A 19,190-nucleotide genomic window follows, 5' to 3' on the forward strand; every position below is an offset into this window, starting at 1 on the left:
CGGAGTTGCGATGCCGCCCCCTTCGCACCGACTCGCGTAAGGTGACCCAGTGCGCCCTGACCTGACGATGTTCGATCGCCTGCTGCCCTCACGACTCCGCAAGATGGGTCCCGAGGCTCTCAAGTTCGCCATCGTCGGCGGCGTCAACACCGTGGTCAACTTCGTGGTGCTGAACGCCCTGGTCCTGACGGTGTTCCCGACGGGCCAGCTGAAGGCCAACGTGGTGGCGACCATCGTGGCGATGGTCACGTCCTACCTGATGAACCGGCACTGGACCTACCGCGACCGGATGAGCCAGGCGATGGGACGCGAGTTCCTGCTGTTCGTCGTGTTCAACGCCGCGGGCCTGGCCATCGAGCTGGCCATCATGGGCGCCACCAAGTACATGCTGGGCCTGCACGGTCTGCTGGCGCTCAACGCGGCCAAGTTCCTCGGCCTGGTGCTCGGCACGCTCTTCCGCTTCTACACCTACCGCACCTTCGTGTTCGCCCCCGCGAACCAGGTGGCCGTCGCGGCGGGCGGCGTCGACGCCGACTTCGGCCCGGCCCACGTGCACCTCGACAGCGTCGAGGAGCTGGTCGACGCCGAGGCGGCCGCGAGCGCGCTGGCCGGCGTGCCGGTGCCCGCGCAGGTGCGCGCGGACGACTTCTCCCGGCTCACCGCCCCGCTCGAGGCCGAGTTCGCCGCCGAGCAGCTGGCCGCCCTGGACGCGGAGTTCACCGACACGGAGCTCGCCGAGGAGCTCACGCGCGCGAAGCCGCGCCCAGAGCGGTAGCCGGACTCACTTCTTCTCTTCGACCTTGGACGGCTGAGCCGGGGCGGCCGGGCGCTCGTTGTCGTTGTACGAGTGCGCGTCCCGGTCGGCCTCGACCAGCTCGTACAGCGTCGTCTGCACCTTCTCGACGTGCGGGATGTCGTTGAGCACCGACTGCCCGCGCTCGCCCGCCGACTCGATGGTCAGCGTGCCGCAGCCGAGCAGCCGCTCGATGAACTTCTGGCTCATCGCGTGGTCGTTCACCCGCGACAGCGGGATGTCCCGGCGGTCGCGCGAGAAGACACCGGTCTGCAGCAGCACGCGCTCGTTGGTCAGCACGTAGTGCGTGGTGCGCCAGACCAGCCACGGCCAGAACGTCAGCCAGGCCACGGCGACCAGGGCCAGGCCCGCCACGATGTAGACCAGGATCGCGTCGAGGTCGAACAGCAGCGCGGTGATCACCGCCGCCACCGCCAGCACCAGGACCGTCACCGGCCGGATCATGGCCTTCCAATGGGGGTGCAGGTCGAGCACCACGTGCTCGTCCGCGGTCAACACGTCCTCGGGGAACGCCATCCGTGCCTCCTCGTTACAGCCTGCGATCAAACGCACGATTGTCCGCGAGCAGGGTAGTTCCACGAGGCGACGCCGAGCCATCCGCCATCGGTGCTCCGTCGGCAATCGGTCTGTCCCGGGCCCGGAGCGGAGCCGCGGACCGTATTCCTTTCGCGCCGCTGCCGCTGACCCGCTCAGCGCAGGTGGACGACGTCGCCCGCGGCGACCGGCCGGTCACCGGCAGCGGTCCGCACGACGAGACGGCCGTCCGGGTCGACGGTCACCGCCTCTCCCGTCAGGTCCGTGGTGCCGCCGGGCAACATGACGGACACCTGCCGGCCGAGGGTCGCGCACATCCGCAGGTACGCGTCCCGCAGGCCGCTCTTGTCCGGGTCGCCGCCCGCCTGCTGCCACGCGTCGTAGCGCGCGCCCAGCCGCTCCAGCAGCACGGCCAGCAGTTCGGTCCGGTCCGCCTCGGCCGCGCCGGCCAGCAGCAGCGAGGTCGCGGGCAGGCCGGTCGGGGTGTCGGGCAGTTCCTCGGACCGCAGGCTCACGTTCAGGCCGATGCCGATCACCACCGCGCCGGGCGCGGGCACCTCGGCCAGCAGCCCGGCACATTTGCGCCCGCCGATCAGCAGGTCGTTGGGCCACTTCAGGGCGGACTCCAGCCCCGTCACCGCGCGTACCGCCTCGGCCAGCGCGACCCCGCCGAGCAGCGGGAGCCAGCCCCAGCCGGAGACGTCCGAGGCCGGGCGCAGCAGCACGGACACGGCCAGTCCGGCGCGCGGCGGCGACTGCCAGGTGCGGCCGAGCCGGCCCCGCCCCGCCGTCTGCGACTCCGTGGTCACGACCAGGCCCTCCGCCGCGCCGTCCCGCGCGGCCGCGGCGGCGTCGGCGTTGGTGGAACCGGTCTCCTCGCTCACCTCGACGTGCCATTGCGGCAGCGCCGCGAGTCGTGCCCGGTCCAGCGGCGGCCTGATCATCTCCACCGCAGCAGCGTATCGGCGCGCGGGTCAGCCGGCGTGGCGGGCGCGCACCGGCGCGGCGTCGTCGCCGGGCACGGACATCGGGCCGAGCCACTCCGGCAGCACGATCTCGGTGTCCCCCGGCTCGGCGGACACCCGCCGCCCCCGCTGGATGCTCTCCACCCGGTGGTGCCGCAACGGCGCCCGCTCTCCCCGCGGCTCCGCCCGCCGAGCGGCAGGCCGCGGCTTCAGCGCCACGACGGGGCTCGACGCCTCTTCCGACGACCCACGCGCCGCCCTGTCCACGTCTGCCACCAGACCGACCTCCAGGCCGTCCACGTCAGCCACGGAACCCCGCACCGCGCCCGAGGCCTCGGCCGGCACGCCACGCACCGGGCTCGGCCGGCGGGCAGCGAGCCCCGTCGCGGAGCCGCGTACCGCACCGCTCGCGGTCTCGCCCGCCGCGCCGGCGCTGCTCCCGGCCGCCCCGGCCCCAGCCGCCCCGGCCTCGGCGGCCCTGGTCAGCGCCGCACCGCGCCGCGGTCCCGGTCGCGGCCGGGACGGCGGAAACCCGCCCTTGACGGGCGGATCCACCTCCCTGGGCGCGCGGTCATCCGACTGCCACGGCCGCACCACGGCAAGCACCGTAAACCCGCCCACCAGCAGCAGTACCCCGAACAGCGTCGTCACAACATTCTCAACGATTCGCCCGAACCGGACGAAACGAGCCACCCAAACGACGCATGATCACGACGATCTTGCGTGAACTGTGGTCCTTTCGTCCGATACGCGCGTGTCGTACCCACAGTCCACGCAAGATCGCCGCCCTGGAGGTGGGTGGGGGGCGGGGTGAGGGGGGTGAGGGGGGTGGTGTGGTGTAGATGACTGAACGGGGGTTCAGGTGGGTTATAGAGTCCGGGGCGTGACTACTACGGTGCCGGACAAGGGCCGGGTTGATGGGCGGACCACGGCGGGGAAGCTTGCCGACTTTGAGCGGCGGGTTGAGGAGGCCGTGCACGCGGGGTCGGCTCGGGCGGTGGAGAAGCAGCATGCGCGGGGGAAGAAGACCGCGCGGGAGCGGATCGCGATGCTGCTTGACGAAGGTTCCTTTGTCGAGCTCGACGAGTTGGCGCGGCATCGGTCGACGGCGTTCGGGCAGGAGCGGAACCGGCCGTACGGCGACGGGGTGGTCACCGGGTACGGGACCGTGGACGGGCGGCCGGTGTGCGTGTTCGCGCAGGACTTCACCGTGTTCGGCGGGTCGCTGGGTGAGGTGTTCGGGGAGAAGATCGTCAAGGTGATGGACCTGGCGATGAAGACCGGGTGCCCGGTGGTCGGGATCAACGACTCGGGTGGGGCGCGGATCCAGGAGGGGGTGGTCTCGCTCGGGTTGTACGGGGAGATCTTCTTCCGGAATGTGCGGGCGTCGGGGGTGATTCCGCAGATCTCGCTGGTGATGGGGCCTTGTGCGGGTGGGGCGGTGTACTCGCCGGCGGTCACGGACTTCACGGTGATGGTCGATCAGACCTCGCACATGTTCATCACGGGGCCGGACGTCATCAAGACGGTGACCGGCGAGGACGTGGGCATGGAGGAGCTGGGCGGGGCGCGGACGCACAACACCAAGAGCGGCAACGCGCACTATCTGGCCTCTGACGAGCAGGACGCGGTCGACTATGTGAAGGCGCTGCTGGCGTACCTGCCGAGCAACAACCTGGACGCCGCGCCGGTCTGGCCGGCCGTCGCGGACCTGGCGACCAGCGACACCGACGCGGAGTTGGACACGCTGATCCCGGACTCGGCGAACCAGCCGTACGACATGCACGCGGTGCTGGAGTCGATCCTCGACGACGGCGAGTTCCTGGAAGTGCAGCCGCTGTACGCGCAGAACATCCTGACCGGGTTCGGGCGGGTCGAGGGGCGGCCGGTCGGTGTGGTCGCGAACCAGCCGATGCACTTCGCGGGCTGCCTGGACATCGCGGCGTCGGAGAAGGCCGCGCGTTTCGTGCGCACCTGTGACGCGTTCAACATCCCGGTGCTGACCTTCGTGGACGTGCCCGGCTTCCTGCCCGGCACGAGCCAGGAGTGGGACGGCATCATCCGCCGCGGCGCGAAGCTCATCTACGCGTACGCCGAGGCCACCGTCCCGAAGATCACCGTGATCACCCGCAAGGCGTACGGCGGCGCGTACGACGTCATGGGGTCCAAGCACCTCGGCGCGGACCTCAACTTCGCGTGGCCGACGGCGCAGATCGCGGTGATGGGCGCGCAGGGCGCGGTCAACATCCTCTACCGCGCGGAGCTGGCCGCGGCCGACGATCCGGTGGCCCGCCGCGCCGAGCTGATCGACGAGTACGAGGACGCCCTGGCCAACCCGTACGTGGCCGCCGAGCGCGGGTACGTGGACGCGGTGATCCGGCCGTCGGCGACCCGTGCGCACATCGTGCGTGGCCTGCGCACGCTGGCCGCCAAGCGGGAGACGCTGCCGCCCAAGAAGCACGGGAACATCCCGTTGTGACGGGATGTCGGGCCGCTCGGCATCCCGCTGTGAGCATGCGTGTTAATCGTTGAGTGACGGTCATGTGGCAGAACGTTCACGCTGACCGGTCACTGTGCGACTATGTCGGGATGACCGTGCAGGAGCCTGCCGATCGCCATCTGCTGCCGCGCCGCTACACGGTGCTGGTGGACGTGGGCTACCTGTACGCGGCCTCCGGGGAGCTGCTGCTTGGCACGTCGAACCGCTCGGAGTTCAAAGTGGACGCCGAGCGGATGATTCACGCGCTCATGGCGCAGGCGGCGAGTTGCCTCGGGGCCGATCTGCTGCGGCTGTACTGGTTCGACGCGGCACGCGACCGGGTGCCCACCATCGACCAGCGCGTCATCGCGCAGATGGCGCAGGTCAAGCTGCGGCTGGGCAACCTGAACCTGCGCGGGCAGCAGAAGGGCGTGGACGCGCAGATCCGCAGCGACCTGGAGACGCTGGCCCGGCACCGTTCGGTCACCGACGCGGTGCTGGTCGCCGGCGACGAGGACATGCTCTCGGCGGTCGAGGGGGCGCAGAGCTACGGCGTGCGGGTGCACCTGTGGGGCGTCGAGCCGCCGTACGGCACCAACCAGGCCGAGCGGCTGGTGTGGGAGAGCGACACGGTGTACACGCTGGACGCGGACTTCGTCCGGCCGTACTTCACGGCGACCGGGCGGATCCGTACGCCCACGCCCGCCGAGGTGTTCTCCGGCCGCCCCGCCATCGCGCTGCCTGCCGCGCAGGTCTCGGCTCCCCCGGAGCCGCGCCCGGTGCCGGCCGCGCGCCGCTGGCAGCCGCAACCGCCGGAGCGCACCCAGCTCGTCGACATCGGCGAGTACGTGGCCCAGAAGTGGATCCTCACCCGCGGCCGTGACAACATCGGCGACCTGCTGCCGGGGCCGCTGCTGCCGACGGTCATCGACAAGGAGCTGCTGGTGGAGGCGGAGAAGGAGCTCGGCATCTCGCTGCGCCCCTTCGAGAAGGCACGGCTGTGGGTCCGCGACGGCTTCTGGTCGCGGGTGTATCGAGAGTTCGGCCTGGCCAGGCCGCACGGGGAGGGTTGAGATGACGGAGCAGCCGATGATCCGGATCGAACGGGGCACGCCGACGGCCGAGGAGGTCGCGGCGCTGGTGGCGGTGCTGTCGGCCCGTCCCGCGGCGAGCGCCGAGCCGGTGGCGCAGGTGTCGGCGTGGTGGCGCAGCGGGCTGCCCGCGGTGACCGCGGCCGGGCCCGGCGCCTGGCGGAGCTCCGGCCTGCCCCGCTGAGCAGCGGGTGAGCGCGGCCGATAGCCCGGTGTGCATCCTTGCCCCATTTCGGTAGTCTGCTAGCGCTGGACCGCGTTGGTCACTGACCGCGGCACCGCCGATCGCGGACGAGAACCCCTGGGGAGGGCGTGCGAGATGGGTCTGCCCGAAGAGGACAAAGGACCTGCCTGGCTGCGTGACTACGGTCGCGAGAGCGGGTACACGAAGGCGAACACGTTCACGGGTTACGACGACGGCTCGCTCGCCGTCGACCTGCAGAGCCTGGTCGACTTCGCCGAAGCGCTGGAGACGGAGCACACCAAGGACTACCGGCCGCACGCGCAGGAGGTCTTCAAGGACATGTCCGCGAAGGTCGCCGACCCGCACGCCGACTTCATCGAGCTGTGCGCCAGCCTGGGCTGGCAGCGGGAGCTGCTGGTGCAGACCTCCGACGCGCTGCTCAAGCACGATCAGGCGGTGCTGGCGTTCGTCACCGCCGCCCGCGAGATCAGCAAGAAGTACGGCGAGGCCGACGCGCTCGGCGCGGCCAGGGCGCAGGACGTCAACAAGAACCTGGCCGTCGCGGTGCCCACCACCGCGCAGGTGCCGACGACCGCGCAGCAGCCCGGCACCACCACGGCGCCGACCACCACCGCACCCGGCACCACCGCGCCGACCACGACGATCCCGCAGGTCAACCCGACGGGCGGCACCACGACCGACGGAGGGGACTACTGATATGGGCATCCCACCCGAGGACCGCGCCCCGGCCGGCACCAACTGGTACGGCAAGTCGATGCAGCAGATGTGGGACCTGGTGGCGGGCCGTCAGCTGGAGCCCCACTACACCCAGGCGTCCGGCTGGAAGCGGGCCGGCGAGCTGGCCTACCTGCACAAGAGCCGCCTGCAGACGTACCGGGAACGGCTCGCGCAGGCCTGGCCGCCGGAGTCCAGCGACGCCGCCAAGGCGTACCTGGCCAAGCTCGACGAGCTGATCCTCGCGGTCGAGGACGTGGCCCGCGTGTCCACCCAGAACCACCAGTACTCCCGGGACATCCCGGCCGCGTTCAGCGAGGCCGAGCGCAAGCTGCAGCCGATCCGCGAGGAGTACGACCGGATCGACCGCGCCCTGCGCAACGGCCAGCCGACGCCGCTCCCGAGTGGACAGACGCCGGAGAAGTTTCTGGAGGGCAAGCTGAACGAGGCCCGTGGCGTGATGCGCGGGCTGTCGGCGGACCTGTCCCTGGTCCGGGTCGGCATGGCTCCGCCACGGCCGTACCTGCCGCCGGTCAAGCACCAGAGCGGCGACGAGCGGGACTACGGCGGCGTGGTGCCGCCGGTGATCCCGCCGGTGCTGCCGTACGGCGGTGCGGTCGCGCCGACGCCCACCGTGACCGGTGCCACGCTGGCCCCGGTGCCGGTGGCCACCGGCCCCAACCTCACCGGACTGACCCCGACGCCGACGGCTCCCCCGCCCACGCCGACGATCCCCGGCCCGCCCGGGCCGGTCACCCCCGTCGGCACGCCGCCGTTCACCACCGGCCCGGTGATCGGCGCTCCGCCGCCGATGCTGCCCGGCATGGGCAAGCCCACCATCGGCACCCCGGTCATCGGCAACCCCGGTCCGAACCTCGGCGGGCCGCGCGCGATGCCTGCGGGCGGGGTCATCGGCGGCGCTCCCGGTGGCGGCATGGGTGCTCGCCCCGGCGTCGCGGGAGCCCGCGCCAACCCGGTCGGCGGCATGATCGGCGGACCGGGCGGCGGCATGGGCGGCCGCGGCGCGGCGGGCACGGTCAGCGGACGCGGCACGAACGGCTTCGGCGCGCCCATGGGCGGTGCGCCCGGGGCCGGCCGGCGACGCGACGAGGACGATCCCGACTTCGATCCGGACACCCTGTGGGCCGTGGATCAGGGCGGTGCGCCGGTGCTGGACGCGCCGGACGCGCCCGGTCCGGTGGACCCGGGTCCGGCGATCGGGCTCGCCCGATGAGGTTTGCCGCACGTCTGGCGGCGGCGAGCCTGCTCGCCGCCGTCACCACGGTCGGGGTGGGCGCTCCCGCCCACGCCGACCGCTACCGCAACGACCAGTGGTACCTGCCGTTCCTGCGGGTCAGCGAGGCACACGCGATCAGCCAGGGCGAAGGCGTGACCGTCGCCCTCATCGACAGCGGGGTGGAGGGCAAGCACCCCGACCTCGACGGCAACGTGCTCAAGGGCTTCGACACGATCGTCGGCGGCGACGGCGACGGCTGGGGCGACGACGAGGGCCACGGCAGCAGCATGGCCGGCCTGATCGCCGGGCACGGGCACGGCTCCGGCAACCGGGACGGCGTGCTGGGCATGGCCCCGAAGGCGAAGATCCTGCCGATCCGGATCTCCACGGCCAAGGGGCACGGTGGCGGCGACGCGATCGCCATCGGCATCGACGAGGCCGTCAAGCGTGGCGTGAAGATCATCTCGATCTCGGAGTCGGCCCCGTCGGCGGACTCCTCCGTGCTGATCAAGGCGGTGGAACGCGCCCACGCGGCAGGGGTGCTGGTGATCGCCGCCGCGGGCAACCAGCCGGACAACTTCTACGTCGCGGCCCCGGGCCGGTACCCCGGCGCGGTCGCGGTGGGCGCGGTGGACCAGAAGGGCGCGGTCGCCCCGGTGTCGGTACGCGGTGCGGAGGTGCAGCTGGTCGCTCCGGGCGTCGACATCACCAGCACCAGCCGCATCAACAAGGCCGCGAACACGCAGTACCGCAAGTCCACCGGCACCAGCCCGGCGACCGCCATCACGGCCGGGGTCGCGGCGCTGGTGTGGTCGAAGTACCCCCAGCTCACCGCTGACCAGGTGCTGGAGCGGATGACCCGCACCGCTGTCGACAAGGGCCCCGCGGGCCGGGACAACGACTACGGCTTCGGCCTCGTCGACCCCGTCGCCGCGCTCACCGCCCCGGCCGCGTCACCGTCGGCCGCCGCCCCCACCGCCGCGCCCTCGGTCGAGGTGTCCCTGCCCGAACTGCCCGGCACCCCGGACAACGGCGGCCTGAGCGGCCTCTTCACGGGCGTCGGCCTGGTCGTCATCCTGCTCGTCGGCGTTGCCCTTGTCGTCGCCGGCATCGTCGTGTTCCTGGTCCTACGCAAACGCCGCTAAAGGAAGGGCACCTTCACATCGCTATGCGTTGTAGAAGGTGCCCTTCTTAACGCCTTGAGCCGCTGAGCTGGGCGGGAACGGCCGGAAAACGGCGGTCGCCGCGTGCCGCCGCCCGTGGCGGGCCCGGTGGCCCGTACGCCGGTACGCTGCCCTGCATGGCAGCTCGACCGACCTTCATCCTCGCCTCCGCGAGCCCGGCCCGGCGCACCCTGCTCGACTCCGCGGGCATCGACGCCGAAGTCGTCGTCAGCGGGGTCGACGAGGACGCCGTCGAAGCGACCACGGCGGAGGCGCTGAGCGCCGTGCTGGCCCGGATGAAGGCGAACGCGGTCGCCGAGCGCCTGCGGCACAGCGCCGCGGCCCCGGCCAGGGCACTCGTCCTGGGCTGCGACTCGGTGCTCGCCTTCGACGGGCAGATCCTCGGCAAGCCCGACGACGCCGACGACGCCGTCAAGCGCTGGCAGGCGATGCGGGGGCGCAGCGGCGTGCTGCACACCGGCCACTGCCTGGTGGAGCTGCCCACCGGCCGGGTCACCGAGGAGGTCGGCTCGACCGTGGTCCACTTCGCGGACCTCAGCGACGCCGAGATCGAGGCGTACGTGGCCACCGGTGAGCCGCTGTGGGTCGCGGGCTCCTTCACCATCGACGGGCTGGGCGGCCCCTTCGTCGAGCGCATCGAGGGCGACCACACCAACGTGGTCGGGCTCTCCCTGCCGCTGCTGCGCCGCCTGCTGGCCGCGCTGGACATCCCGATCACGGAGCTCTGGCGGCAGCGCTGACCGGCCCGCCTGACATAGGGTCGGCGTAGGGTCACCCGCCACCGGCCAGGGCCGGTGGTGTGCGGGGCGAGCACACGGGCCTCGCGCGTTGCGACAGCTCGGCCCGGTGGCCGAGCAGCGAGGAGGAGTCATGGGCCGCGCCTTCATCACGGTCACCGACGAGCTGCACGACTACGTCGTCGCACACGGCACCCCGCCCGGCGACCTGGAACGCGACCTGGTCGCCGAGACGCTGCGGGCGACCGGCGGCGCGTCCCGGATGCAGATCGAGCCGGAGTACGCCGCGCTGCTAACTATGCTGACGAGGCTGGTGAACGCCCGCCACGCGGTCGAGGTGGGCACCTTCACCGGCATGTCCTCGCTGGCCATCGGCCGGGGGCTGGCCGACGGCGGCAGGCTGGTCTGCTTCGACATCTCGGCCGAGTACACGGCCATCGCGCAGCGCTTCTGGCAGCGCGCCGGCCTGGACGACCGCATCGAGCTGCGCCTCGGCCCGGCCGTCGAAGGGCTGGCCGCGCTGCCCGCCGAACCCCACCTCGACCTCGCCTTCATCGACGCCGACAAGGAGGGCTACGCGGCGTACTGGGACGCCCTGGTGCCGCGGATGCGGCCCGGCGGGATGCTGATCGTGGACAACGTGCTGTGGTCAGGCCACGTCCTGGACGAGAAGCCCAAGGACACCTCCACCGCCGCGCTGATCGCCTTCAACGCCAAGGCCGCCGCCGACGACCGCGTCGACGTCGTCATGCTCCCCTTCTCCGACGGCGTCACCCTGGCCCGCAAGCGCTGACCGGCCCAGCCCAGCCCGGCCCGGTGCGGCCGGCGCGGCGGGCGCGGCCGGTGCATGATCGCCGTTTCCGGTCATGATCTGCGGTTCGACACCAGGTTCTGACCCGAACCGGCGATCTTCCCTGGCACCCCGTCTCGGGGACGCCTCAGGCCGGATCGGCGGCCAGGGCCGGGGTGAGCGGGGTCCGGGCGGTGGCGGCGAAGCGCCAGGCCAGGTAAGCGGCGCCCGCGATCAGCAGCGGGATGAACAGGAACGCGGTATGCGCGCCGACCTGGTCGGCGACCAGGCCGAGCAGCAGCGGACCCGCACCGAAGCTGACGGCCATCGAGTACGACGCCACCCCGGCGGCCCGGTCCGCCTGGCCCGGTGCGGCCGCCACGGCCAGCGAGATGGCCAGCGGGTAGTGCATGGCGTTGCCGAGCCCGACCACGACCAGCCCCGCCACGGCCACCACCGCGCTGCCCGCGGTCCAGAAGACGGTGAACCCGGCGAGGCTCAGCGCCAGCGCACCGAAGTAGAGCGGGATCGAGGACAGCCGCAGCGCGATGCGGGCCCCGACCAGCCTGCCGGCGAACATCCCGCCGACCATCGCGGACATGACCGCGGTGGCCGCCCCGGCGGACAGCCCGACCTGGCCGCGCAGCACCTCGGCGGTCCACATCGACAGCACGACCTCGACCGCGCCGGTGACCGTCATCATGCCCCAGGCCAGCCAGTACGCCCCCGGTAGCCGCGCGCTGCGGGGGCGGACCGGACCGGCGCCGGCCGCCGCGGCAACCCGGTCGGCGTCGGCGGGCGGCACGGGCAGGCCCGTCCCGGCCACGACCGGCTGGGAGGAGGCGGGACCGGACGGGACGCGTACCCCCTTGATCTTGGCGACGACCGCGACCAGCGTGATGAGGGCGACCAGCAGGGCGAGCCCGGCCCGCCAGCCCCAGCCCGCGCGGATGGTCGCGCCGATGATCAGCGGGGCGGCCAGGCCGGCGGCGCAGGCGACGGCGTTGGCCTCGCTGATCGCGGCGGGGCCGGCCGGTCCGTGCCGTTCGGACAGCGCGGAGACGATGCCGCCGATCGCGGCGATGCCGGCCGTGGCGATGACGACGGTGAGCCCGATGGTGACCGCGAAGTACGCGGGCAGCAGCACGTACCCGAGCACGCACGCGCCGATGACGGCCTGGCAGGCCCAGAGGACGGGGCCGCGGCCGAAGCGCCGGGACAGGTGGGGGTAGAGCGCGCCGCCGGCGACCGCGCCGACCGCGATGGCGGTGCTGTGCAGCCCGGCCACGGCGGCCGAGGTGCCCTGCTCGGCGCGCAGCAGCGGCACGATCGGGCCGAAGCCGTAGTTGAAGTAGCCCCAGAGCCCCAGCTGAAGGTAGATCAACCAGGTGGCGAGGTCACGCGAAAGCCGGGGCACCCACCGAAGCTACGCTCCTTACAGGTACCCCGGCCTCGGGTTGAGACGGAGCCAACACCTCAGCGCACGGACTTGGCGAACGTCCGCGACGAGATGATCAACGCGACCACGGTCAGCGGGGTGAGGATCGCCAGCGCCTGCCAGACCGCGTCGTCACCCGGGTTGCCCGCGAACAGCGCGCGCACCCCGTCGGTCGCCCACTTGAACGGGTTGGCCTTGGCGACGTTCTTCAGCCATTCCGGGGCGAAGGTGAGCGGCAGGAAGATGCCCGCCAGCAGCATGATCGGCTGGATGACCGTGTTCAGCATCGGCGCCATGGCGTCCTCGCTGCGCAGGGTCAGGCCCAGCGCGTAGCCGGTCGACGACAGCAGCAGCGTCATCAGGCCGATCAGCAGGTATGCCAGCAGCGCGTCGCCGACCGCCACCCGCAGCCCGAACGGCACCGCGAGCAGCGTCACCAGCACGGCCTGGAACAGCAGCTGCACGACGTCGCGCAGCGAGCGGCCGAGCAGCAGCGCGACCCGGCTGACCGGGGTGACCCGGTTGCGCTCGATCACGCCGGCCCGCAGCTCGGCGATGATGCCGAACCCGGAGAAGGCGCTGAACAGGGCGACCATGACCAGCATGCCGGGTACGAAGATCCGGTACGCCTGCTCGTCGGTCATCGGCCCGCCCTGGCTGAGCGCCTGCTTCATCAGCGGCGCGAACAGCAGCAGGTAGAACATCGGCTGGATGATGCCGACGGCGACCCAGACGGGGTTGCGCAGCAGCAGCTGCATCTGGCGCTGGAAGACCAGCCAGGTGTCACGAAGGAACTTCACTGCTCAGCTCTCCCTCAGGCTGCGGCCGGTCTTGGCCAGGAACACGTCGTCGAGGCTGGGGCGGTGCAGCTCGATGCCCTCGATGGCGACGCCCTCGGCGTCCAGGGTGCGCAGCACGTGCGGGATGGCGCTCGCGCCGTCCTCGACGTACAACCGCAGGGACTGCTCGGTGGTCTCGACCTTGCGCACGTACTCGGCGGTACCGAACAGGTCGGCGGCCCTGGCCACCTCGCGCGCGTTGACGGAGACGACGTCGCCGAGCACCTCCTGCTTGAGGTCGGCGGGCGTGCCCTCGGCGACGATCTGGCCGTGGTCCATGATCGCCAGCCGGTCGCAGAGCGCGTCGGCCTCGTCCAGGTAGTGCGTGGTGAGGAAGACGGTCATGCCCATCTCGCGCAGCTTGCGCACCTCGCCCCACATGTGGGCGCGGGACTGCGGGTCCAGGCCGGTGGTCGGCTCGTCGAGGAAGACGACCTTCGGGGAGTGGATGATGCCGAGCGCGATGTCGACGCGGCGGCGCTGGCCGCCGGAGTAGGTCTTGCAGCGGCGGTCGGCGTACTCGGACAGCTCGAAGGTGTCCAGGGCCTCGGCGGCGCGGCGCTGGGCGTCGGCCTTGCCGATGCCGTACATGCGCGCGTGCAGCACCAGCTCCTCGCGGCCGGTGGACTCGTCCCAGGTGCTGCCGCCCTGGGCGACGTAGCCGATGCGGCGACGCACCTCGCCCGGCTCCTTGCGCAGGTCGGCGCCCGCGATGACGGCGCTGCCGCCGTCGGGCTCCAGCAGGGTCGCGAGCATCCGCAGGGTGGTGGTCTTGCCGGCGCCGTTCGGGCCGAGGAAGCCGAAGATCTCGCCCTCGGCGACGCTCAGGTCGACGCCGCGTACCGCCTCCACGGTCTTCGTCTCGCGACCGGCACGGGAGCGGAAGGACTTCCGCAGCCCGGAGGTCTCGATGATCATTTTTACTCCAAGGTCAGGGGTGACCTGGAGCCTAGGACCGCGGTCCGACAGTAGTCAAGTTTGATTAATCGGTTGCGGAGTGACCGAACCCGCGCTTCCAGCGCTCCTGCAACTCATCCGACAGGTACGGCTCCCCCGCCTCGATGCGCTCGGCCACCCGCTCGCACCAGGCGATCTCGCCCTCGTTGCGAGCCACACCCAGTTCGAGCATCCAGCGCACGTGGGTCGGCTTGTTCTCCGGCACCGCCCAGCCCGAGGCGATCGCCGCCGCGGCGCCCTCGTTGTCGGCCCGCAGCCGCGTGGCCCGGTGCCGCAGCGCGGCGGCCACCTCGTCCCGGGGCAGCTCCGTCATCAGCGAGAACCCCGCCAGGAACGGGTCCTCCACCTCCCGCTGCTCCCACAGCGCCGCCGACAGCAGGTCACGGAACTGCTCATCCCCCTTCGGGGTCATCTCGTATCGCGTCCGCGCGGGCCGCCCGCCCACCTGCTCGCTGCCGACCTCCCGCAGCGCGCCCTCCTCGGCGAGCTTCTTCAGCGCGTGGTACACCGAACCGGGCTGCACGTTGGCCCACTTGTCGGCGTGCCAGCTCAGCAGCTCCCGGCGTACGTCGTAGCCGTGCACCGGCTGCGCCATGCGCACCACGCCGAGGATCATCATTCGGGTCGTCGACACGGTGAACAGTGTGCGGCCGGATCAGCGATCCGGGGTATGCCACCCCCACCAGCAGTGATCTGAACGAGCGTTCATGACACAGGTCACATGGCACCTGAGCGCTCGTTAATGATCAACTCCACCGATAGACTCCGCCCAGGCCCGTTCGGGGAGGACGATGATGACGATGCTGTCCAAAGTGTTGATCGCGAACCGTGGCGAGATCGCCGTACGCGTGGCACGCGCGTGCCGCGACGCGGGCCTGGCCAGCGTCGCCGTGTACGCCGACGGCGACCGCGACGCCCTGCACGTGACCATCGCCGACGAGGCGTACGCGCTAGGCGGCGAGACCAGCGCCGACACCTACCTGCGCATCGACAAGCTGATCGAGGTCGCGCAGCGCTCCGGTGCGGACGCGGTGCACCCCGGCTACGGCTTCCTCTCCGAGAACGCCGCGTTCGCCGAAGCCGTCATCGAAGCGGGCCTGACCTGGGTCGGCCCCACCCCGCAAGCCATCCGCGACCTCGGCGACAAGGTCACCGCCCGGCACATCGCCCAGCGTGCCGGCGCTCCCCTGGTCCCCGGCACGCCCGACCCGGTGAAGCACGCCGACGAGATCGTCGCCTTCGCCCAGCAGCACGGGCTGCCCGTCGCCATCAAGGCGGCGTTCGGCGGCGGCGGCCGCGGCCTCAAGGTCGCCCGCACCATCGAGGAGATCCCCGAGCTGTTCGACTCGGCCACCCGCGAGGCGGTCGCCGCGTTCGGCCGGGGCGAGTGCTTCGTCGAGCGATACCTCGACCGGCCCCGCCACGTCGAGGCGCAGGTGCTGGCCGACCAGCACGGCAACGTCATCGTGGTGGGCACCCGCGACTGCTCGCTGCAGCGCCGCCACCAGAAGCTGGTCGAGGAGGCCCCCGCGCCGTTCCTGACCGACACCCAGCGCGCCGCCATTCACGACTCGGCAAAGGCGATCTGCCGCGAGGCCGGATACCACGGCGCGGGCACCGTCGAATACCTCGTCGGCGTCGACGGCACCATCTCCTTCCTGGAGGTCAACACCCGGCTCCAGGTCGAGCACCCGGTCACCGAGGAGACCTCCGGCATCGACCTGGTCCGCGAGCAGTTCCGCATCGCCGCGGGCGAGAAGCTGCGCCTGCAGGCCGATCCGGCCCCGCGCGGCCACTCGATCGAGTTCCGGATCAACGGCGAGGACCCGGGCCGCAACTTCCTGCCCGCCCCCGGCGCGATCACCCGGATGCACCTGCCCGGCGGTCCCGGCGTACGCGTCGACACGGGCTTCGAGACCGGCAACGTGATCAGCGGCAACTTCGACTCGCTGCTCGCCAAGGTGATCATCACCGGCGAGAACCGCACCGAGGCCCTGGAGCGGGCCCGCCGCGCCCTGGACGAGATGGTCGTCGAGGGCATGGCCACCGCTCTGCCGTTCCACCGCGCCATCGTCCGCGACCCCGCGTTCGTCGAGTTCACCGTGCACACCCGGTGGATCGAGACGGAGTGGCACAACACCGTGCCGCCGTTCGCCGCCGCGGTCGCCACCGACGAGGAGGCCGGCGAGCGGCAGACCGTCGTGGTCGAGGTCGGCGGCAAGCGCCTGGAGGTCTCCCTTCCGGCCTCGTTCGGGGGTACGGCAGCAGCCGCGCCCGCCGCGGCCGGACGCCCCGCCAAGCGGGCCGGAGCCAGGCGCGGCGCGAAGGTCGCCGCGGGCGGCGACGCGCTGACCGCCCCCATGCAGGGCACCATCGTCAAGCTCGCGGTCGCCGACGGCGACACCGTGGCCGAGGGCGACACCGTCGTGGTCCTGGAGGCCATGAAGATGGAACAGCCCCTCACCGCCCACAAGGCGGGCGTCATCACCGGCCTGAGCGCGGCGGTCGGCGAGGTCGTCCAGTCCGGCACCACCCTCTGCGAGATCAAGTAACCCTCCGCCTGCCGCAACTCTTAAAGACTTGCGGCCTCAGAGACGCTCTGAGGCCGCAAGTCTTTAAAAGTTGAGGAGCTCTGCGGTCACCACGAGGTGGGCAGGGGCATGCCTTCGGTGTAGCCGGCGGTGGACTGGACGCCGATGAGGGCTCGGGCGTGGAACTCGTCGAGGGTCTTGGCGCCGGCGTAGGTGCAGGCGCTGCGGACGCCGGCCACGATCTCGTCGATGACGTCCTCGACGCCGGGGCGGGCCGGGTCCAGGTACATCTTCGCCGTGGAGATGCCCTCCTCGAAGACGGCCTTGCGGGCCCGGTCGAACGCCGAGTCGTCGGCGGTGCGCGCGCTGACCGCCCGCGCCGACGCCATGCCGAAGTTCTCCTTGTAGCGCCGCCCGTCCGGGTCGGTGTAGAGGTCGCCGGGCGACTCGTAGGTGCCCGCCAGCCACGACCCGATCATCACGTTCGCCGCGCCCGCCGCCAGGGCCAGGGCCACATCCCGGGGATGGCGTACGCCGCCGTCGGCCCACACGTGCCGGCCCAGCTCGCGGGCTGCCGCCGCGCACTCCAGCACCGCCGAGAACTGGGGACGACCCACCCCGGTCATCATGCGCGTGGTGCACATCGCGCCGGGGCCGACCCCGACCTTGATGATGTCGGCTCCCGCATCGACGAGGTCGCGTACCCCCTCGGCGGTCACCACGTTGCCCGCCACGACCGGCACCGTCGGATCCACCGAGCGCACCGCGCGCAGCGCATTGATCATGCGGGACTGGTGGCCGTGCGCGGTGTCCACGACCAGCACGTCCACCCCGCCCTCCAGCAGCTCGGCGGCCTTGCCGGCCACGTCGCCGTTGATGCCGATCGCGGCGGCGACCCGCAGCCGCCCCTTCTCGTCCAGCGCCGGGGTGTACAGCGTCGCCCGCAGCGCCCCCTGCCGGGTCGTGATGCCCGCCAGCCGCCCCTCGTGGTCGACCACCGGGGCGACCTTGCGCCGGCCCTGGTTGAGGATGTCGAACGCCTCGCGCGGGCTGGCCATCGCCGGCACCGTCAGCAGGTCGGTCGACATCACGTCGCGCACCTGCGAGAACCGGTCCACGCCCATGGTGTCGGACTCGGTGACCAGCCCCAGCGGGCGGCCCTGCTCGTCGATCACCACCACGGCCCCGTGCGCCCGCTTCGGCAGCAGGTGGATCGCGTCGCCGACGGTGTCATGCGGGCGCAGCGTGATAGCCGTGTCGTGCACCAGGTGGCGCTGCTTCACCCAGCCGATCACCTCGGTCACCACGGCGCTCGGGATGTCCTGCGGGATCACCGCGAGGCCGCCGCGCCGCGACACCGTCTCGGCCATCCGCCGCCCGGCGATCGCGGTCATGTTCGCCACCACGATCGGGATGGTGCACCCGGTCCCGTCGGCGGTGGACAGGTCGACCTCCATGCGCGAGCCGACCTCGGAGCGGCTCGGCGCCATGAACACGTCGTTGTAGGTCAGATCGTGCGCGGGCTGCGCACCGGACAGGAACCGCATGAGGCCATCTTCACCCATCAACCGGGCACGCCCCGCCCCGACCGCCATTTCACCGCCTCAGAGACGCCGCCAGGTCGCGGCACGGCCGACGCCGTCCACTGCCACGATGTCGTCTTTCCGGAGTTGGTCGAGGACGATGCGAATGGTCGGATCGCTGATCCCCGGAAGCGCCTGGCGGATATCGGCAAGCCGAAAGACACCGGGTGCCTGCCGCCGGACGTAGTCACGGACGCGGTCCTGTTTGTTCCCCGTGCTGCGGTCGGCGGCCGCGCGCCGGCCGAACAATCGGTAGGCCTCAGCCAGCGTCGCGACGAAGTAGCCGAGCCAGGGCCACGGATCGGCTCGGTGCTCATGCCAGCCGCGGGTGGAGTTCAGCAGTGCCTGGTAGTACTCGTCCGCCGAATCAGCGATCAGCTGTTCGAGGCTCACGTAGCGGACCACCTCGTATCCGGAGTCGGCCAGCAGGGCGTTGGTGATCACCCGGGCGACCCGTCCGTTGCCGTCCTCGAAGGGATGCACGATGGTCAGGTCCAGCACGAAAAGCCCGATGAGCAGCACCGGGTGGTGGGTACCGGCAGCCATCGCAGCCTGGAAGCGGTCGATCAGCTCCGCCATGTAGAACTCGGTCCGCGCGGCGGGCACGGGGCGGAACCTGACCGTGGTGCTGCCGTCGGCGGCACGATCGACCACCACGTTGTCGTGCGGCTTGAACTGCCCGCCGGGGCTGGCCGTCCGGCCGAAGAGCAACCGGTGGAGGTGCAGCACCAGACCAAGGTTCACGGGTTGCCACGACGACTGGAACAGATAGTCGAGCGCGTCCCGGTATCCGGCCAGTTCCTGCTCGCTGCGTGTACGCAGGACCATGGTCCGGCCCTCGATGATCTTCTCAGCCCGAAGCTGGTCCGGGACGACGATGCCTTCGATCTCGGACGACGCGGTGACACTGGCGACCCGCGCTCGCCTGGCCAGCGATGCGAGCACTCCGGGCAGCTGGTTGCGATAGAGCCCCTCGGAACCCTGGCCGATGTCGACCGTCCTGAGCAACGTGACGACACGTGCCGGAACGCTACCCAGCAGCGTGTCGAGTTCCGTGAACCCGTGCACGCGGAAACCTACCAATCAATGAGC

At 71.7% G+C, this 19,190-nt stretch carries 19 protein-coding genes; 10 read left to right on the top strand and 9 right to left on the bottom strand.

Features of this window, described 5'->3' with window-relative positions; genetic code table 11:
* Window positions 1-67 precede the first annotated feature (67 nt).
* Window positions 68-775, top strand: a complete 708-nt coding sequence (locus tag Cco03nite_RS17840) for a GtrA family protein (RefSeq protein ID WP_203693287.1) — start codon at window positions 68-70, stop codon at window positions 773-775.
* Window positions 776-781: 6 nt separating this feature from the next.
* Here the strand turns inward: Cco03nite_RS17840 and Cco03nite_RS17845 are convergent, their stop codons facing one another.
* From Cco03nite_RS17845 to Cco03nite_RS17855, 3 genes are all read right to left on the bottom strand, one after another.
* On the bottom strand, window positions 782-1,330 hold the full coding sequence (locus Cco03nite_RS17845) for a PH domain-containing protein (protein ID WP_203693242.1): 549 nt from the start codon (window positions 1,328-1,330) through the stop codon (window positions 782-784).
* 173 nt (window positions 1,331-1,503) lie between these two features.
* Complete coding sequence (locus Cco03nite_RS17850; protein ID WP_203693288.1) at window positions 1,504-2,292, bottom strand: biotin--[acetyl-CoA-carboxylase] ligase; 789 nt, start codon at window positions 2,290-2,292, stop codon at window positions 1,504-1,506.
* 30 nt (window positions 2,293-2,322) lie between these two features.
* Window positions 2,323-2,964 carry a hypothetical protein gene (locus Cco03nite_RS17855; RefSeq protein ID WP_203693243.1) on the bottom strand — a complete coding sequence of 214 codons (642 nt, stop codon included), beginning with the start codon at window positions 2,962-2,964 and terminating at the stop codon, window positions 2,323-2,325.
* 244 nt (window positions 2,965-3,208) lie between these two features.
* Between Cco03nite_RS17855 and Cco03nite_RS17860 the strand changes: the two genes are divergently transcribed.
* The 8 genes from Cco03nite_RS17860 to Cco03nite_RS17895 all read left to right on the top strand — a co-directional run bounded on the left by Cco03nite_RS17860 (window position 3,209) and on the right by Cco03nite_RS17895 (window position 10,753).
* Window positions 3,209-4,792, top strand: coding sequence for an acyl-CoA carboxylase subunit beta (locus Cco03nite_RS17860; RefSeq protein WP_203693289.1), 1,584 nt, complete (start codon window positions 3,209-3,211; stop codon window positions 4,790-4,792).
* Window positions 4,793-4,902: 110 nt separating this feature from the next.
* Window positions 4,903-5,865: an NYN domain-containing protein gene (locus tag Cco03nite_RS17865; RefSeq protein WP_203693244.1), complete on the top strand. Its 963-nt coding sequence runs from the start codon at window positions 4,903-4,905 to the stop codon at window positions 5,863-5,865.
* 1 nt (window position 5,866) lies between these two features.
* Entirely contained in the window at window positions 5,867-6,067 is a 201-nt protein-coding gene (locus Cco03nite_RS17870; RefSeq protein ID WP_203693245.1) for an acyl-CoA carboxylase subunit epsilon, read from the top strand.
* A 135-nt stretch (window positions 6,068-6,202) separates the two neighbouring features.
* Window positions 6,203-6,784 (top strand): hypothetical protein, encoded by a 582-nt coding sequence (locus Cco03nite_RS17875; protein WP_203693246.1) that lies wholly within the window; start codon window positions 6,203-6,205, stop codon window positions 6,782-6,784.
* Window position 6,785: 1 nt separating this feature from the next.
* Window positions 6,786-8,036, top strand: coding sequence for a hypothetical protein (locus Cco03nite_RS17880; RefSeq protein WP_203693247.1), 1,251 nt, complete (start codon window positions 6,786-6,788; stop codon window positions 8,034-8,036).
* The gene (locus Cco03nite_RS17885) at window positions 8,033-9,184 is read left to right on the top strand and encodes a S8 family serine peptidase (protein WP_203693248.1); all 1,152 of its coding nucleotides are present in this window, start codon (window positions 8,033-8,035) and stop codon (window positions 9,182-9,184) included. Before Cco03nite_RS17880 ends, Cco03nite_RS17885 begins: the two co-directional genes overlap by 4 nt.
* Before the next feature lie 155 nt (window positions 9,185-9,339).
* Window positions 9,340-9,963 (top strand): Maf family protein, encoded by a 624-nt coding sequence (locus Cco03nite_RS17890; RefSeq protein WP_203693249.1) that lies wholly within the window; start codon window positions 9,340-9,342, stop codon window positions 9,961-9,963.
* A gap of 130 nt (window positions 9,964-10,093) precedes the next feature.
* Window positions 10,094-10,753 (top strand): O-methyltransferase, encoded by a 660-nt coding sequence (locus Cco03nite_RS17895; RefSeq protein ID WP_203693250.1) that lies wholly within the window; start codon window positions 10,094-10,096, stop codon window positions 10,751-10,753.
* Window positions 10,754-10,898: 145 nt separating this feature from the next.
* Here Cco03nite_RS17895 and Cco03nite_RS17900 read toward each other — a convergent pair whose 3' ends face one another.
* The 4 genes from Cco03nite_RS17900 to Cco03nite_RS17915 all read right to left on the bottom strand — a co-directional run bounded on the left by Cco03nite_RS17900 (window position 10,899) and on the right by Cco03nite_RS17915 (window position 14,618).
* The gene (locus tag Cco03nite_RS17900; RefSeq protein WP_203693251.1) at window positions 10,899-12,167 is read right to left on the bottom strand and encodes an MFS transporter; all 1,269 of its coding nucleotides are present in this window, start codon (window positions 12,165-12,167) and stop codon (window positions 10,899-10,901) included.
* A gap of 59 nt (window positions 12,168-12,226) precedes the next feature.
* Window positions 12,227-12,988: an ABC transporter permease gene (locus Cco03nite_RS17905; RefSeq protein WP_203693252.1), complete on the bottom strand. Its 762-nt coding sequence runs from the start codon at window positions 12,986-12,988 to the stop codon at window positions 12,227-12,229.
* Window positions 12,989-12,991: 3 nt separating this feature from the next.
* Window positions 12,992-13,942, bottom strand: a complete 951-nt coding sequence (locus tag Cco03nite_RS17910) for an ATP-binding cassette domain-containing protein (RefSeq protein WP_203693290.1) — start codon at window positions 13,940-13,942, stop codon at window positions 12,992-12,994.
* 67 nt (window positions 13,943-14,009) lie between these two features.
* A complete protein-coding gene (locus Cco03nite_RS17915; protein WP_239167460.1) occupies window positions 14,010-14,618 on the bottom strand; it encodes a PadR family transcriptional regulator in 609 nt (202 codons plus the stop codon).
* 169 nt (window positions 14,619-14,787) lie between these two features.
* On the opposite strand from Cco03nite_RS17915, the gene Cco03nite_RS17920 reads away from it, so the two are divergent.
* Complete coding sequence (locus tag Cco03nite_RS17920; protein WP_203693292.1) at window positions 14,788-16,536, top strand: acetyl/propionyl/methylcrotonyl-CoA carboxylase subunit alpha; 1,749 nt, start codon at window positions 14,788-14,790, stop codon at window positions 16,534-16,536.
* A gap of 86 nt (window positions 16,537-16,622) precedes the next feature.
* Here the strand turns inward: Cco03nite_RS17920 and Cco03nite_RS17925 are convergent, their stop codons facing one another.
* Together Cco03nite_RS17925 and Cco03nite_RS17930 are read right to left on the bottom strand one after the other, a co-directional pair.
* Window positions 16,623-18,062 (bottom strand): GuaB1 family IMP dehydrogenase-related protein, encoded by a 1,440-nt coding sequence (locus Cco03nite_RS17925; RefSeq protein ID WP_203693253.1) that lies wholly within the window; start codon window positions 18,060-18,062, stop codon window positions 16,623-16,625.
* A 57-nt stretch (window positions 18,063-18,119) separates the two neighbouring features.
* Window positions 18,120-19,166, bottom strand: a complete 1,047-nt coding sequence (locus Cco03nite_RS17930; RefSeq protein WP_203693254.1) for a Fic family protein — start codon at window positions 19,164-19,166, stop codon at window positions 18,120-18,122.
* Window positions 19,167-19,190: the final 24 nt, after the last annotated feature.

Source organism: Catellatospora coxensis, assembly GCF_016862635.1.
Lineage (GTDB): Bacteria > Actinomycetota > Actinomycetes > Mycobacteriales > Micromonosporaceae > Catellatospora > Catellatospora coxensis.

Bases quoted from the DNA above. Each gene is read 5' to 3' on its own strand.
- Cco03nite_RS17840 (WP_203693287.1), top strand. From the start codon at position 68: ATGTTCGATCGCCTGCTGCCCTCACGACTCCGCAAGATGGGTCCCGAG.
- Cco03nite_RS17845 (WP_203693242.1), bottom strand. From the start codon at position 1,330: ATGGCGTTCCCCGAGGACGTGTTGACCGCGGACGAGCACGTGGTGCTC.
- Cco03nite_RS17850 (WP_203693288.1), bottom strand. From the start codon at position 2,292: ATGATCAGGCCGCCGCTGGACCGGGCACGACTCGCGGCGCTGCCGCAA.
- Cco03nite_RS17865 (WP_203693244.1), top strand. From the start codon at position 4,903: ATGACCGTGCAGGAGCCTGCCGATCGCCATCTGCTGCCGCGCCGCTAC.
- Cco03nite_RS17870 (WP_203693245.1), top strand. From the start codon at position 5,867: ATGACGGAGCAGCCGATGATCCGGATCGAACGGGGCACGCCGACGGCC.
- Cco03nite_RS17875 (WP_203693246.1), top strand. From the start codon at position 6,203: ATGGGTCTGCCCGAAGAGGACAAAGGACCTGCCTGGCTGCGTGACTAC.
- Cco03nite_RS17880 (WP_203693247.1), top strand. From the start codon at position 6,786: ATGGGCATCCCACCCGAGGACCGCGCCCCGGCCGGCACCAACTGGTAC.
- Cco03nite_RS17885 (WP_203693248.1), top strand. From the start codon at position 8,033: ATGAGGTTTGCCGCACGTCTGGCGGCGGCGAGCCTGCTCGCCGCCGTC.
- Cco03nite_RS17890 (WP_203693249.1), top strand. From the start codon at position 9,340: ATGGCAGCTCGACCGACCTTCATCCTCGCCTCCGCGAGCCCGGCCCGG.
- Cco03nite_RS17895 (WP_203693250.1), top strand. From the start codon at position 10,094: ATGGGCCGCGCCTTCATCACGGTCACCGACGAGCTGCACGACTACGTC.
- Cco03nite_RS17925 (WP_203693253.1), bottom strand. From the start codon at position 18,062: ATGCGGTTCCTGTCCGGTGCGCAGCCCGCGCACGATCTGACCTACAAC.